We start from the raw sequence: 15238 nt of genomic DNA, 5'->3' as shown, positions 1-15238 counted from the left end.
TGGCAGAAGATATATACTCTTTACATATACTTGCAGATTAAAATTAACATAAACTAGTTAATCAGAACATTCAAAATCGCCATATCAGTAAACTTGTTGTATAATTATGGAAAAACCTTGCATCCTTCTCCCGTGGTTTCTCATCTTTTCGATTGATGGTAATTCATAACACCACCCTACAGGCCGTTAAATCAAATACTATAATATCATAGGGGGATTCTGAGCAGAATCCTATGTCAGAATGCCTTGGAACGCTGGGTGGCTTGGATGTTTGGTAACCCCATAGGAATAGCAAAAACCGTCTGAGCCGACGATACCCGTTCCGTTTTCGTGAATGCACGATAGTCACACGCGCATGTAGCAGCAGGTTAACTAAAGGCGGTCTGCAGGTGAATAGGGAAGTTTGCATCCTGACATGCGCCGCGTTATTGATGCGGTCATGTGAATATGCGTATATTGGAATAAACCATTAATCTCAGCGGCATGTGAACACATACCCTGCTGTTAATGAAAAGCCTAATGAGGGCAGACCCTTCCACGGGCAGCTTAGCCCCTGTCACATTCACCTCTGGACAGGAGACTTACCATACGCTCCTTGCGATACTTATTTACAGGAGGAACGACATGAAAAAGATTAGCATGATTTTCCTTGCCGTTTTAATGGTATCTGTTTTTACGGCTTGTTCAGGTGCAGGCTCGGATGCTTCTTCGACAGAGACAAAGAAAGAGACTGACACAACGGAAAAGGTAAAAAAGAAATCTGCCAATGACGCATCTAAGGATGAAAATATCCCTGGTCTTACTGATCCTGATGAAAAAGAAAAATTTAAGACGTACACCGCTTCTTTAAGTAAGAATTTGAAAGGCCTCGCGGATAACTTATCCACTCTTGCAGAGTTAAACAAGAACGCCATAGAAAATCCTTCTATCACGAAAACGGAAGCCTGGAAGACGACAGCTGAGACGAACCATAAGAATATGGAACAGCTTATACAGAATATTCGTTTGGCCAAGTCTCCGTCCATTACCCAAGATGTTCAGGACAAGCTCTTTCTTAGCATGGATGAGTATCAGTTCGCCAATGATAACTATTTAAAAGCCTTCAGCAAAATGGATACGTCTCTTATAGAAGCGTTTACAATCCATATGAACAAAGGACAAGAGTACTTGAATCAAGCCTTGGATAAGCTGAAAGCACTCACCAAATAACTAAATCACCGAGACACTTGTTACAAAATGATACAATTTATGTAACAAGGGATTTTTAAGCACAAGTATAAGCTGGCCATCAGGCCGAATTCTGAAAGTGAATGGGGTGCAGGTAAGAAGGACAGATGTATCAGGGAAGGATTCACCTCGAAGAATATCTGCTTCAGCAGCCGAAAATAAAAAGCCTGACACTCATTAATACTGTTATATGCAATTATCTTTAATGGAAAAGGATTTTTAGTACTGCATGCAATGGAGAATACAAAAATTAAAGGCAATAAGCTTAAGGTAAGCAAAGCAATTAAATAATACTTGAGAAGAAACCTTTCTGCCAAATATGGGTTTCTTTTTGTTTTAGATAAAATGTTAATCAGGACCAGGAGATAAATTTTCAAACTCTAAAAAATCATGAAAGGATATTATAATGTGTTCATTTACCGTAGGAGGGTACCGTATAATTAATAGGTATTTTAGGAGGGTAATTATGAGCTTACTAATTATTATTGCTAATATTTGTGTAGTGATTGGAATTATATCAGCATTAATCAATTTGGGAGATATTCTTATAAATCCTTAGCCTATGAAAATCATGAATATTGTTTGGGTTATAAATGGGCTTTATCTTGGACCTAATGGTATTTGGGCATATTGGAGCATCGGCAGAGTCAAAGTTAGACATTCACACAAAGATGGACACATTCATGAACATTCAAAAGTCCATAAAAAAATGAATAAAGAAAAGCCTATTTGGCAGAGTGTGTTTGTTTCTACGAGTCATTGTTCAGGCAGATGCACTTTAGGGGATGCTATTGGCGCACTCCAAGAAGTACCGAAAAGTTGTGTATTAATAATTAATAGACGTAACAGGGAAGTATCTATAGAAAGACCTGAAATCGAAACTTTTGGAGAAAATATTGGAACACTAACTAGAGAGGTTTTTGGACTAGAAGTAACCCAATCAGGCTTTCATAAATTATTGTTAGATGTTGTTGAAAAAATTGGGGATTTTGATTCTACCATTGATTATTTTAACGATGAATTAGGAATGGAAGCTCGCGCCATCATAAGGGCTCTATTATTATATAGAGACTGAGAGGATAGAAGAAGGCTATGAGAAAATTACAAAAACCAAAATTTACACCGTTGAATGTACTGTTAACTTGTATTAGCAACTATGAGGATGATGATTTAGTTAAGCGGATGAAATCAATTGGTAACAAAATAGAGGAAGCTTCTAACACTTTTGAAAAGAAAGTAAAAAGCAAAACTCTGCATACCCTGGAACCTCATGAAGGCGTTTCAGTAATTGTTACCCACATAGGAAATGAAAAATGTTTATAATGATAAATTTGCTAAAAAAGGACAACCTGGTCGTGATATTTACGTGCTATATTAAAGGCACCTAAACTTAATAAATGTCCTCTATGTGGTATAAGAGTGGTTTCAACCCTTGATCATCATCTTCCTAAGGCAAAATATCCAGCTTTGGCTGTTACACCTATTAATTTAATTCCTAGTTGCTATGATTGTAATAAAACTAAAACAGCAGCTAGACCTTTGAGAGCTGAGGAAGAAACTTTACATCCTTATTTTGATGATATTGAGGACGATTTATGGTTAGAAGCAGAAGTGTTACCCCAAAAACCACTTGGGTTCAAATTTTACGTAGAAAGACCAGATAACTGGGATGAATTAAAGTATAAACGAGTAAAAAACCATTTTAGCACTTTTAAACTGGGACCTCTTTATAGTATCTTTGCAGCTGAAGAGTTTTCAATGAGAGATTTAACGTTAAAAAAAATATTTGATAAATCAGGACCTACTGAATTAAAAACACAGCTTGAGGATTATGTAGAGAGTACTGAAAGGGTTCATTTGAACTCCTGGCAATCTGCAATGTTTCGAGCTCTTGCAAGGAGCGAATGGTTTATTAGGAATTATTTCCTATCTAAACAACAAAAAAAGGTAAATTGATTAAAAGATAATGTTGAAATTAAACTCAATTTTTGAAATAAAATACTACACAAAAAATCTAATAATTTACTAAAAAGTAGCTTATGTGAATTAGCTACTTTTTTCTTTTACCTATAAGTATGACCTGTATTTGGCAATTAAAAATTGCTATAAACGGCAGTATTTTTTATGAATGTGAAAAAAGCCCTAATACACAAGTAGTGCATAAAAACTTGCATATTTTAGGCTCTATATTTTTATTCCTTATTGTGCTATAGCACCCGTTCGTAATATAAGGTTAGCCAGATTTTTCTGGTTGACCTTTTTTCATATGGTCTTAATATAACGGTAGTCGGGGTAGAACGTCGCACCCGTGGGATTTAATCCCGTCAGCTAAACTGTTCACCCCCTACTTGTATAAGCATGTTTCAGGCTGGTTGGGACAACGATCCCGTTTAACAAGCGAACCTATGACATTACAAGAAGCCTTAGGGGATACCGACTAATATTGTATTTCTAGGAGGAGATAAAGTATGAATCCAGTCATTGGTCTGGACGTATCAAAAGGAGAAAGTCAGGTACAGGCATTTTTAGATAAGGGTAAACCATATCGTAAGAGCTTTAGTATTAAACACGATCTTGAAGGTTTAGGGAGTTTATTAGAATTCCTTCATGAGGTGGAGAGAGCAGCTGGCGGTTATCAACCTTCGGTTGTTTTAGAATCAACTGGGCACTACCATACTCCCGTTATTCAGTTTTTAGAGGAACAAAAATATGTTTTTATTATTGTTAATCCTCTTATCTCACACAGAGCTAAGAGCTCAAGCCTACGAAAGGTGAAAACAGATGCAATTGATGCTTATCACCTTTGTGAACTGTATTACAAAGAGGAGTTAGAGCCTTACAAGAAGCGTGGAATTCAACTCTTAAACCTTCGTAATCTAACAAGACAACAAGAGAGTATTGCAGAAATATCAGCGAAAACAAAGTTACAGCTGCATTCTCTGATCGATCAGGTATTTCCTGAGTATCGAGGGGTGTTTGGAAGCCTCTATTCAAAGGTATCGTTGCTTACTTTACTAGCATTCCCTACTTCAAAGGCAGTATTAAGTGTGAGTGATAAAGAGTTAACGGATAAAATAGCTTCATTATGTACAAGTCGTTCGGAGTCTTGGGCAAAGGAAAAGGCACAGAAGTTGCGAGAAGCAGCCCTTCGTAATCCTTTTCAAGACAATCTCTACCAAAGTCATATCTTTAACCTTGAGATCTTAGTTAAGATTGTTCTTCAATACCAAGAGCATCTATCCAAGATTGCGGATGAAATAGATGCTCTCGCTAAGGGAATTGAAGAATATGAGATCCTACAATCTATCCCTGGTATTGGAGAAAAAATCGCTGGAACGATTATTTCTGAAATCGGAGAGATAGATCGGTTTAATGATGCCAAGAAGTTAGTTGCATTCGCTGGAATAGATCCTAGTGTGTACTCTTCTGGAAAGTTTACTGCATCCGTAAATCGAATTACCAAACGTGGCTCATGTAGACTTCGCCATGCCCTGTATATGGCTGTTCAAAGTGGTATTCGGGATGCCCGTAAAAAGAAAACGACTGATGAAATCATTCCACGGAATAGAAGACTACGAGAGTTTTACGACAAGAAACGAGAAGAAGGAAAACCCTTCAGAGTAGCAATCATTGCCTGTGCAAATAAGCTCTTACATTGGATTTACGCATTATTAAAAAGTAGATCCACTTTCCAAGATATGTTTTAAAACCTATCTCTAACTAAATACGTCAAAACCTTCCAATAAGAGCATAAAGGAAGGTTATTTGGCATGAACATTTTTAGTATATCATGAGGTTATTAAACTTTTTATTGAAAAATGTTGACAAACTATTAGCTGGTTTAGTTTAAGTATATTATTCCACAAACATTCATAACTACCACTTATGATTGGCCCTTTATTCAATCAGTTCCACTTACAATTAAGGTGAAGATAAGGTAGCCTTCTTCCTGTAATCCTGCGGGGTTATGCCCGTTTCCTTTCGAAAAACATATGAAAAATAGCTTGGACTTTGAAAACCGCATACCATAGCTATCTCACTGATTGATCGGTTTGTTTCCAGAAGCATCTCAGAACTCTTTTGAATACGATACCGATTCAAATAAGTGTTTGGGGATTGACCAATGAACTTACTGAACAACTGACAACATCTGCTCCTGCATATTGAACCGGACGCTGCAATGTCATCAATTGAAAGCTTATGCTCATATTGATGATGGATGAATCCAGTCATTTTTCGAACTGCCATCCATAACTGATCATCGTTAAGATGTCCAGGAGCTTTTTGTATATGATCACCTACACAGGCGCATAGAGACATAGCCTGTGAAAGAAGACGAAGTGGATTGAATGAACTACTGTTCATTACATTGTAAATTTGATTCAAGGAAATTAGGACCTCGTTCTTCCAGGGGCTTTGAGGTGTAAGTAATATATAGTCTTCAGTATCTAATCCAAATTTTTCTTCTAGGTATACCTTTCCTCGGTGTGTACTTTCACCAAGGAGTGAAGGGTGGATTGTAACCACAATGAAAGAACAGTCAGCCTTATCGTTAGAAAAACCATAGTGTAGCCGTTTACTGTTTACAAAAATTCCATTCCCCTTCTCAATCAGTACTGTTTGTCCATTAACAAAATACTCCATTTTCCCATCTAACACTACGATAAACTCCAAATCAGGATGCCAATGACACGACGCTGCATATCTGTCAAATTGATGTAGAGCCCCCATACGTGCATAAAGTGGAAAATCAGGAAGGTTATAGTTCAGCCGTTCTGATAAATCGGAAAATACCTCAAGTTCAAATCTCATAGACACACCTTCTAAATTAATATACGATTTTGACAGAATTATATTCGATTTTGGTAGAATCTACAAGTGTAACTTTGTACAATTTTGATATTAAAAGAAAAGTTAGAAAGATGGGATGTGGGATGCGGGAACCTTTAAGGGTGGAAAAAACTGAGGATCGTCATTTTAGTCGAACGTTCAATCGCGCGTTGATCACACTTGTATTACCAATCGCATTGCAAAATTTAATCTCAGCAGCGGTAATCTCGGCGGATGTTGTGATGTTAGGAAAAATTAATCAGTCTGCTATGTCTGCTGTATCGCTGGCAGGGCAAGTAACCCTTGTGTTGACCCTGTTCTATATGGGGCTTGCAACAGGAACGGGTATCTTTACTGCGCAGTACTGGGGAAAGAAAGATGTAGAAGCCATACAGCGTGTACTAAGTATCGCCTGTATATTTTCATTAGGCATCTCGACTTTCTTTTTCATACTTTCGCTGTGCTTTCCAGATGATCTGATGCGACTATTTACAAATGACAGAGAGTTAATCAATTATGGAACGAAATTTTTACGAGCTGTATCATTTTCTTATATTGCAATGAGTCTTTCGCAAATGTATCTAACCGTGTTGAAGAGCAAGGAAAACGCAAACCTTAGTGCAAGAATCAGTTCAATGTGTCTAATTTTAAACATTGCATTTGACGCACTTTGCGTGTTAGTCTTTTTTCCCACTATGCCAGAAAAGGCTGTAACAGGCGTGGGTATCGCAACAGTTTGCGCTCGTTTTATCGAGCTTGGGTGCTGTATCATCCATTCAATAACACGCGGGGATGTCCAGTTTCACTTGCCTGTGCGTGATGATATGGAACGTCACTTGCGCAAAGATTTCTTGAAATACACCATACCGGTTCAGGCCAATTACATCATTTGGGGCGGTGCCTTAACTGTAACAACTACGATAATTGGTCACGTCAGCCCGGATATGGTTGCATCTAACTCCATTACATCAGTAGTCAAAGACCTGGCAATCGTGTTGTGCGGTGGTATTTCTATTGGCGGTGCAGTGCTTGTTGGAAAATATCTAGGAAACAGTGATAGGCAGATGGCAATAAAAGCCGGAAAAAAGATCAATTTGTACGCACTGATATTCGGTGTTCTAGCTGGTTTAACCATTTTGCTGCTGAAACCGGTAGTATTTCATTTTGTAAATTTAAATGTTACTGCTCGCGGTTATCTTAATGGGATGCTTTATATATGCGCCTATTATTGTATTGGTAAGTCAATGAATTCCGCTATTATCGGTGGCATATTCCCAGCTGGAGGAGATGCAAAATTTGGTTTTTGGTGTGATTTAATCGTTATGTGGGGAATCGTTTTACCATTAAGTTATTTGAGTGCATTTGTGTGGCACGTAACTCCTATTGTTCTTTATGCAGTGATTAGTTTAGATGAATTTATCAAACTACCTGTTGCTGTCATTCGTTACCGTCGATACAGGTGGTTAAACAATATTACAAGGAATTTTACCTGATAAGGAGAAGATGTATGATGACAATGAGAGAAAGAATTGCTTCGGTAAAACTATTTACAGATTACTGTGAGGGACTGCCTGAAGACAGGTCTAATGCTAAAAGAAGAATGATGGCATTTAATACGATAGGGCCGGATAATTTGGAGGAACGCGTGCGCCTGATGAACGAAATATTCGGTAAAGAAACTAAAGCTTGGATAGAGCCTCCGTTTTACTTCTGTTATGGAACTAACATTGAAATTGGAGAAGGCACTTATCTTAACTTTAACTGTAATTTTGTTGATGATACGAAAATTATTATCGGAAAGAATGTATTGTTTGGTCCTGCAGTAACAATTGCAACCGTAGGTCATCCAATAAACCCTAATTACAGAGAGTATATGTACGCTGATCCAGTAAAGGTTGGGGATAATTGTTGGATTGGAGCTGGCAGTATCATTTGTCCCGGAGTAACTATTGGGGAAAACAGTGTTATAGGTGCGGGAAGTGTAGTAACTAAAGATATACCCGCTAATTCCGTTGCTGTTGGTAATCCTTGCAAAGTGTTGCGCACCATTAATGAACACGATTTAAAATATTATTACAAGGACAGAGAGATCACTCAAGAAGATTTGGATGAGGAAGCCAGCTTGAGATAATAGTAGACATTGGGGGTAAATAATATGATTAAATTAGTGTTATCTGATATGGATGGAACTTTCCTAAATAATAACGGTGATTTCAACAGGGAGCTGTACAGGGATGTAAAAAAAATGATGAAAGAAAAGGACGTTGTTTTTGCTCCAGTTACCGGAAAACAATGTGAACGTGTAGAAGAGTTGTTTGGTGAGGATGCGGAGGATTTATGGATTTTAGGAGATAGTGCTACCCGAATCAAACATAATGGAAGATTTGTTTATGAATCACTGTTAAAAAATGAATTAGGGTTAGAAATTATCCATTTACTTGAGGAAATAAGACTAGACCATACTGTTATTGCGTGTACCAGAAACGGGGCATTCATAAAAGACAATTTGTCATCCGAAGAAGCATCTATTGTTAGAAGGTCTTATGCTCAAGTAAAACAAGTGGCGGATTTCAATGAAATAACTGAGGACTTTGTTAAAATTACCATTCACGACCCAGACCTTAAGTGTTTCGAAACTAGAGAAAAATTATCCCGGTATTTTGACCAAGCTTATATTATCGCATCTGAAGCAGCTTGGATTGATATAGCAAATGCGAATGTACATAAAGGAACCACAGTTGAACACCTTCAACGTTTATTGAATGTTACTCCTGAAGAAACAATGGCTTTCGGAGATGGCTACAATGATATAGAGCTAATGACTCGTAGTATTTATAGCTTTGCTGTTCGAAATGCCGTTCAAGATCTAAAGGATGCTACTAATTTCATTACACGTTCAAATGAAGAGGATGCAGTAATGAGAACCATCATTCAAATACTATCCTTACAATAAAAAGTACCGGGTAATCCTACCAACAGTAGGATTACCTTAGAAATTCTGTATAATAATGAAAAGTAAAGTTATATCTACTGAAAGTAGGTCCAAAATGAAAACTGAAAAAGAAAAGATGCTAGCTGGAGAAATTTACAATCCTGCTGATCCACTATTAGCCAAAGAACGTGAGGAAGCAAGACGAAAAGTTAGAATTTACAATCAAACATTAGAGTTCGAAGGAGAAAAACGGACACGATTATTAAAAGAGTTGCTTGGTTCAACTGGAGAAAACGTATATATGGAACCAAATATACGTTTTGATTATGGTTATAACACTCACGTTGGAGAAAACTTCTTTGCAAACTTCGACTGTACCATTTTAGATGTTTGCGAAGTAAGATTTGGACACAATTGTATGCTTGCACCTGGGGTACAAATTTATACTGCAACCCACCCACTAAATCCAACTGAACGCAATTCTGGAAAAGAATACGCAAAACCAATCTCTTTTGGAAATAATGTATGGATTGGAGGAAGTGCAGTAATAAACCCAGGAATAACTGTAGGAGATAACGTTGTTATCGCATCGGGTGCAGTAGTTACTAAAGATGTTCCAGATAATGTAGTGGTAGGTGGAAATCCAGCAATAATTATTAAAAAAATTGAATTATAGATTATCATAAAAAATGGCGCGTCAAAACTGATGATATCAGTTTCACGCCATTTTTTTGTCTATACTGCCCCGTTAGCCATCCATAAAGCGGAAAAATCACCGCTTCACCACAGAGAATGAAAATGGTTAAGAAGTGTCAATACTGATACTGACCTTAATCCAGTCAACCCTAATCCATAGACTTATTATTTATCGCTCTCCTCTTTTTTTTAACGTTTGAGTAGGGTCTTCTTAATTTTTGTCATTTTCCAATTTTGAAGAAACTTATTTTCATGATAGTACAGTAAGCATCGTTTCACAAATATGAATAAATATTAGTGTGCATACAGGTTTACCCGTAAGTAAAGATTCATAAAGATTAATAAACATACTGCCAAAATATACATCAGTTAATTGCCAGAAACAAGTATGACCTGCTTTTAGTATCAATTTAAAATGGAAAGGATGAAGTATAAGTCTTCACTTTTATTTTAATATTTTTAAACAAAAATAGCCAAAGGTATCATTTAAATTAGCCAACAATGTTGATGGAGATACAGTTTTTGATTTACTTCAATGTAACAAACCCTCCGTTAAAAGTTTAATTACATTGCATGAGAAAATAACAAATGAGATATTTGATATTCCAGTTAAAAGTATTATTAAAGAGAATGTAGAGTTTTTGATTCTCCTTTAAATATTAATAAAAATGAACTTAAAAACTATTTTGCAAAATATCTTAGATACTGCCCTCAGTGTTACGGAGATTATTTCCATAGCATACTACATCACTTTCTTCTTATAAAAAATGTCCTATACATAAATATCTTTTAATTGAGCAGTGTCCTAAATGCTTGCAAAAAATTAAGTACTCCATTAATAAAAATGAGCCATTTACATGTGATTGCGGATATTGCTTTATATCTGAAAGTAATTCCTTTACTCATTTCCTAGAAACAATGCGAAATAACTCAACTAAATACCAAAGTTTTATACACAAAAATAAAGTAGTACAAAGTTATTTAGCAAATAAAAAAATAAATGTATATATTAATGTGCAAACCTAAAAAAATAATCAAAATGATGATATTCTAAGCAGGATACACAGCAGCGCAGAAGAGGGAGTAAGGGCCAAAATCCTTATTAATTTAAAAAGTTATAACAGAATTAACAAAGAAGAGTATAGAGATATAAAAAAAGATATATTCTTTAGCTCTAAGGCTGTTTACAAATCCGTATCGAGATATATTCGAAAAAATTTTTTAAAAAAACATTTAAAGTGTATACGGGAATTTGTAAAATTAAGTCCTGGAAAAATACATTGTAAACAAGCAATGTCTTATATATATTGGAAGAGTATTTCGGAGAATTTATCTACGCCTTTACTAGTTGATAACGGAGTTCAAAAGGGAAACTTTTTTAGTCAATACATTTGAGTCATTTATGACATCAAGTTTGTGTCATTAGTCTATGGAGCTTGAACGGGGAAGCTTTACACGAATGACTATTTTTTCTAGTTTACATAATATATATTATAGGAAGTCATTAAATTTTATGGGATTTTGTCTCACAATCCAAGAATACTACTTATATTGAGATGAAACAGAAATTTTGGAATGATATCAGCTAAAATATCATTAATAAGAAAACAATTCATTAAACCTCCCAGTTTGTATGTATGTTTATGTATAGACTATAAAAATGAATTTTATGAGGAACTATATATGACTAATCTGGAACATTGTTAAATTTCATTCTCATCATATATTAATTCCCGGTTCATTATTATTTATTATTTAATAATCAGCTTAATAATATTATTAAAAATTTCGCTTGCTTTTTAGAATTTTTAACTTCCCTCTTTTCATACAGTTTACATAATATCTGCGATCAACGTTTTGCTGCCTGTTCAGATATTATATATGTGCTCAAGCAGTCTGCTGCAGTAATGAATGTGTCTATTTCAAATAAAACCGCCTTTGATATCAGGCGGCTAATTGTCTATTCTTCTGTTAAAGCTGTTTTTGCCAGCAATGATATAACTGCATCATCCATGGGCGGATTGTGAAGTCCTGCACGTACATCACGATAAAAACGCTGTAAGGGGTTTTTTCTTTGCAGGCTTTGTGCTCCTGCGATTCTCATGGCCATATCGACGATTTTAATGGCACTATTGGTAATACTTGTTTTGACAGCAGCCAAATCGACGGTAAGTTTTTCCTGTTCCTGCGGCTGCTGTTCCCATTTTTCAGCAACTGAATAAAGGAAATGCCTTGCTTGAAGAAGCTCAAGATCCATTTTGCCAATCAATCTTTGAACATTTGGAAGCTCTGCTATTGGTCCTGGCAAGCTGTTTGGAGTATACGTTTTGGCAAAGGAAACACTATAATCCCTTGCTGCAGCTGCAATTCCCATATAGCAAGCCGGAATATGAAGAAGCCATGGAGCACCTTTTGCTGATCGTTTAGTTTGATTTTCTACATAATATTTTGTATCTACCTTAACAGAATCCAATACCAAGTCATGGCTGCCGGTTCCTTGCATGGAGATCACATCCCACGTTTCTTCAATGCTCACTCCAGATGAATCACGATGTATAAGGAACCAGCCAATGGATTCGTCTTTTGGCACCCATGCACTTACGATAAAGTAATCAAGCATGGGAGAAAGGCTTGTAAATGTTTTCCTGCCAGTGATAACATAGCTGCCACCTTCCAATATGGCTGTAGTCTCTGGCCTTCCACCTCTGGTTGGGCTGCCTGTTTTTGGCTCAGTTGCTGCCCTGTTTACCAAAGCTCCTTTTGCTACACTCTTCATTAATTCTTCTTTGACTTCGCTGTTCCAATTTTTCCGTTCATTGATTTCCATGATGCCGCCTAAATGCCAGCCAATTGAAAGAGCTGTTGAGCCGGATTTCGATGCAATCAGTTCCTGCCCTAACAGAAAGTCATACAAAGTGCCGCCCCTGCCTCCGTATTCCTTAGGCAAAGTTAAAGCTGTATACCCAAAATCTTTTAATTCACGGATATTTTGGTATGGAAAACTTCTGCTTTCATCAAGTTCTTGTTCTCTGTAAGAAAAAGAGGCAATGGCTTGTTCCAGTTTATTGATATATTCTTTTTGTTCCTCTGTTTGAAAAAAAGACACCTAACTCATCCTTTCTTATGAACCGCTAAAATCCATTTTAACACTCCGCAAAGTATTGTATAAATGAAGTGACTTTATACTTAACTTAAATCTTGTAGAAATTTGCACCCATGATGACAGCGAAAGAAAATCAATAAATCGGCAAGATCCGCAGGCATTCGTGTCTGTGCCGCCCTTCAGAAGCTCTGAATACGCTTGTCCGGCCCCTGAAGTACTTCTTCTATAGTTTTTTCACCACAAACATCAAAGTGACCCTTAGAAGGTCCCTTCGATGTTTGTTTACATAATAATAATCTGGTGAATTATCATGTACCGAAAGTCTTCATCATAATCTGCAAAACTGAATGCTTTGCCTGTATCTGCATTTGTTTAATCACACTTACTTTGATTTGAACCTGTTTCTTCATTTTCACCTAAAAAAGTTAATACTGCCGAAATATATTTTTGGATTTCCTGTACCCGGTAGGCAGCAGAATCAGCTATTTGCTTATAATGATGTTCTCCTTCCGGGGTAATCCGAAGCTGGCGTTTAGTGCGTTTTTCGCTTTCCCACCAGCCAATCAACAGGTCTCCCTCTTCCATCTCGTGTGATAAGTCATATAAATACCCATTGCTTGCTATCCAGCCGAATTTTCCCTTTAATAGTTCCCCCACCTCACCCATATAAAATGTTTTTCTGTGGAATGCGACCTTTAGTGTACTATACCGGACCAAATCTTTGACGGAGATGATTTTCGAAAAGTAGCTTCGGTATTCTTCAGGGAGATCATGCTGCACCGGGGGATTTATACCAGAACCAGTTAGATCAAACATGAACCTGTCAATGACCTTTTTAACTTCTTTGAGCCTGACAGCAAAGTTGCCATGATACCAGGACAGTAATTCTTTGCCTTTTAAATTAATTTTATAAAAATTTCTTCCTTTATTCGTGTATAATTCTAAGTGACCAGATTCGACAAGATTATTGGCGATTTTACATAAATAGTCATAGCTATGTACCTTTCCAGTAAACATGCTTTTTAACTCCTGGTGGATTGCCCGCGGATAGTTAGCTTTCAATGATAAGGTATGCAGCAAAAAAAGAGTTAAAAATTCACGCTGGCTTAATCCAGTCGTTTCAACGGTTACGGCATCTTTTTGGCCTTTCTCCATTCTTTCATCCCCTATCTTTAGAGCATTTCGTTTAACAAACAGCTCGACAGAATATGTGTTCTATATCCCAGACAAAAATTCCTGCTAATATATAAATTTTAAGTTTATATGACTTTTACCCTCTTAATCGTAAATACATTCATTTTTCAAAATAATAATGATAGATGAGATAAATATATATTCTAGCGAGGTTATTTTTGAAATATTTTTTTGTTTGCTAACTATCCTTTGACTGATCATGAATAAAAAAACCTTGTTATAACAGGAACACACCGTTTTTCGGCCTGATTTTTTAACAATAGCCAGTTTCCCGGAATTGTAGCAGTTTATTATTTTATTTCATAAGCCGCTCTCCCTTTTGGAATAAGCAGCAAGCCATAATTAACAAATCTTTCCTGACTTATTTGATGAAAATGGACAAAAATGCTCTTTTTACCGGAACGAGAACTTATGTTCTGTTTTTGAATAATAATAAAAAAAAAGACCTGAAACCAGTGTGTATTCTGGCTTTCAGGTCTTTTTTTTATTGTTCAGTCAAAATTTTAGGGCCTTCTTTTGTAATTACAATGGTATGTTCATACTGTGCTGAGAGTTTTCCGTCCACAGTGCGGGCAGTCCATCCGTTTTGATCCATTTTAGAATGCCATGTGCCGGCGTTAACCATTGGCTCAATAGTGATGACCATCCCTTCCTTTAGTCTCATGCCTTTGCCAGGTTTCCCGTAATGAAGGACTGTAGGATCTTCATGAATGGTTTTTCCTATGCCATGTCCGGTAAAATCGCGGACAACTGAATATTTTTCGCCTTCAACATATGATTGTATGGCATGTCCGATGTCACCTAGCCTGTTGCCGGCCTGCGCCTGTTCAATGGCTTTATAAAGCGAGTTCTTTGTCACTTCAAGAAGGCGGGCAGTTTCATTTGATACTTCGCCGACAGGATATGTCCAAGCAGAGTCAGCTAAACCGCCGTTTAAATTCACAACCATATCGATTGTAACGATATCTCCTTCTTTTAGGGGTTTTTTCGTAGGAAAACCATGGCAGATTTCGTCATTTACTGAAGCACATGTTGCATACTTATAACCTTGATAGCCTTTTTGTTCTGCAGTAGCGCCATGCTCAGCTAGGTACTTTTCGACAAATTCTTCAATATCGGCGGTAGTAATGCCTGGCTTTATCATTTTTGCAATTTCCCTGTGTGTTGCAGCCAGCAGCTTACCTGCTTCGTGCATTAACTCTATCTCTCGTTCACTTTTTAAATTAATCATGTTTTAAATCCTCTTTCATTTCAAT

13 protein-coding genes are annotated in these 15238 nt (G+C 36.7%); 9 read left to right on the top strand and 4 right to left on the bottom strand.

Annotated features, from left to right (window positions below; translation table 11 throughout):
• The first annotated feature begins 624 nt into the window (after window positions 1-624).
• From ACN6MY_RS13200 to ACN6MY_RS13180, 5 genes are all read left to right on the top strand, one after another.
• Window positions 625-1209 (top strand): hypothetical protein, encoded by a 585-nt coding sequence (locus ACN6MY_RS13200; protein ID WP_419880604.1) that lies wholly within the window; start codon window positions 625-627, stop codon window positions 1207-1209.
• Window positions 1210-1798: 589 nt separating this feature from the next.
• Complete coding sequence (locus ACN6MY_RS13195) at window positions 1799-2302, top strand: hypothetical protein (RefSeq protein ID WP_419880603.1); 504 nt, start codon at window positions 1799-1801, stop codon at window positions 2300-2302.
• A 17-nt stretch (window positions 2303-2319) separates the two neighbouring features.
• Window positions 2320-2550: a hypothetical protein gene (locus ACN6MY_RS13190; protein ID WP_419880602.1), complete on the top strand. Its 231-nt coding sequence runs from the start codon at window positions 2320-2322 to the stop codon at window positions 2548-2550.
• 96 nt (window positions 2551-2646) lie between these two features.
• Window positions 2647-3183 (top strand): hypothetical protein, encoded by a 537-nt coding sequence (locus ACN6MY_RS13185; protein ID WP_419880601.1) that lies wholly within the window; start codon window positions 2647-2649, stop codon window positions 3181-3183.
• A 512-nt stretch (window positions 3184-3695) separates the two neighbouring features.
• Window positions 3696-4934, top strand: coding sequence for an IS110 family transposase (locus tag ACN6MY_RS13180; protein ID WP_419880509.1), 1239 nt, complete (start codon window positions 3696-3698; stop codon window positions 4932-4934).
• Between the two features lie 214 nt (window positions 4935-5148).
• Here ACN6MY_RS13180 and ACN6MY_RS13175 read toward each other — a convergent pair whose 3' ends face one another.
• Entirely contained in the window at window positions 5149-6039 is an 891-nt protein-coding gene (locus ACN6MY_RS13175; RefSeq protein ID WP_419880600.1) for an AraC family transcriptional regulator, read from the bottom strand.
• A gap of 140 nt (window positions 6040-6179) precedes the next feature.
• On the opposite strand from ACN6MY_RS13175, the gene ACN6MY_RS13170 reads away from it, so the two are divergent.
• The 4 genes from ACN6MY_RS13170 to ACN6MY_RS13155 all read left to right on the top strand — a co-directional run bounded on the left by ACN6MY_RS13170 (window position 6180) and on the right by ACN6MY_RS13155 (window position 9665).
• Complete coding sequence (locus ACN6MY_RS13170; protein ID WP_419880599.1) at window positions 6180-7550, top strand: MATE family efflux transporter; 1371 nt, start codon at window positions 6180-6182, stop codon at window positions 7548-7550.
• 14 nt (window positions 7551-7564) lie between these two features.
• On the top strand, window positions 7565-8188 hold the full coding sequence (locus ACN6MY_RS13165; RefSeq protein WP_419880598.1) for a sugar O-acetyltransferase: 624 nt from the start codon (window positions 7565-7567) through the stop codon (window positions 8186-8188).
• A 24-nt stretch (window positions 8189-8212) separates the two neighbouring features.
• A complete protein-coding gene (locus ACN6MY_RS13160) occupies window positions 8213-9010 on the top strand; it encodes an HAD family hydrolase (RefSeq protein ID WP_419880597.1) in 798 nt (265 codons plus the stop codon).
• A 94-nt stretch (window positions 9011-9104) separates the two neighbouring features.
• Complete coding sequence (locus ACN6MY_RS13155; RefSeq protein ID WP_419880596.1) at window positions 9105-9665, top strand: sugar O-acetyltransferase; 561 nt, start codon at window positions 9105-9107, stop codon at window positions 9663-9665.
• A gap of 1980 nt (window positions 9666-11645) precedes the next feature.
• On the opposite strand, the gene ACN6MY_RS13150 is transcribed toward ACN6MY_RS13155, so the two are convergent.
• From ACN6MY_RS13150 to map, 3 genes are all read right to left on the bottom strand, one after another.
• Complete coding sequence (locus tag ACN6MY_RS13150; protein WP_419880595.1) at window positions 11646-12791, bottom strand: acyl-CoA dehydrogenase family protein; 1146 nt, start codon at window positions 12789-12791, stop codon at window positions 11646-11648.
• A gap of 369 nt (window positions 12792-13160) precedes the next feature.
• The gene (locus ACN6MY_RS13145) at window positions 13161-13943 is read right to left on the bottom strand and encodes a hypothetical protein (RefSeq protein WP_419880594.1); all 783 of its coding nucleotides are present in this window, start codon (window positions 13941-13943) and stop codon (window positions 13161-13163) included.
• A gap of 523 nt (window positions 13944-14466) precedes the next feature.
• Window positions 14467-15213 (bottom strand): type I methionyl aminopeptidase, encoded by a 747-nt coding sequence (gene map / locus ACN6MY_RS13140; protein ID WP_419880593.1) that lies wholly within the window; start codon window positions 15211-15213, stop codon window positions 14467-14469.
• Window positions 15214-15238: the final 25 nt, after the last annotated feature.

Source organism: Peribacillus sp. B-H-3, from assembly GCF_048572925.1.
In the GTDB taxonomy this organism is placed as follows: domain Bacteria; phylum Bacillota; class Bacilli; order Bacillales; family DSM-1321; genus Peribacillus.
The sequence above is the reverse complement of the archived record's forward strand: the minus strand, read 5'-3'. Positions and strand labels throughout refer to the sequence as shown.

Excerpts from the sequence above, each read along its gene's own strand:
- ACN6MY_RS13200 (WP_419880604.1), top strand. The coding sequence starts at position 625 with ATGAAAAAGATTAGCATGATTTTCCTTGCCGTTTTAATGGTATCTGTT.
- ACN6MY_RS13195 (WP_419880603.1), top strand. The coding sequence starts at position 1,799 with ATGAATATTGTTTGGGTTATAAATGGGCTTTATCTTGGACCTAATGGT.
- ACN6MY_RS13190 (WP_419880602.1), top strand. The coding sequence starts at position 2,320 with ATGAGAAAATTACAAAAACCAAAATTTACACCGTTGAATGTACTGTTA.
- ACN6MY_RS13180 (WP_419880509.1), top strand. The coding sequence starts at position 3,696 with ATGAATCCAGTCATTGGTCTGGACGTATCAAAAGGAGAAAGTCAGGTA.
- ACN6MY_RS13175 (WP_419880600.1), bottom strand. The coding sequence starts at position 6,039 with ATGAGATTTGAACTTGAGGTATTTTCCGATTTATCAGAACGGCTGAAC.
- ACN6MY_RS13165 (WP_419880598.1), top strand. The coding sequence starts at position 7,565 with ATGATGACAATGAGAGAAAGAATTGCTTCGGTAAAACTATTTACAGAT.
- ACN6MY_RS13160 (WP_419880597.1), top strand. The coding sequence starts at position 8,213 with ATGATTAAATTAGTGTTATCTGATATGGATGGAACTTTCCTAAATAAT.
- ACN6MY_RS13155 (WP_419880596.1), top strand. The coding sequence starts at position 9,105 with ATGAAAACTGAAAAAGAAAAGATGCTAGCTGGAGAAATTTACAATCCT.
- ACN6MY_RS13145 (WP_419880594.1), bottom strand. The coding sequence starts at position 13,943 with ATGGAGAAAGGCCAAAAAGATGCCGTAACCGTTGAAACGACTGGATTA.
- map (WP_419880593.1), bottom strand. The coding sequence starts at position 15,213 with ATGATTAATTTAAAAAGTGAACGAGAGATAGAGTTAATGCACGAAGCA.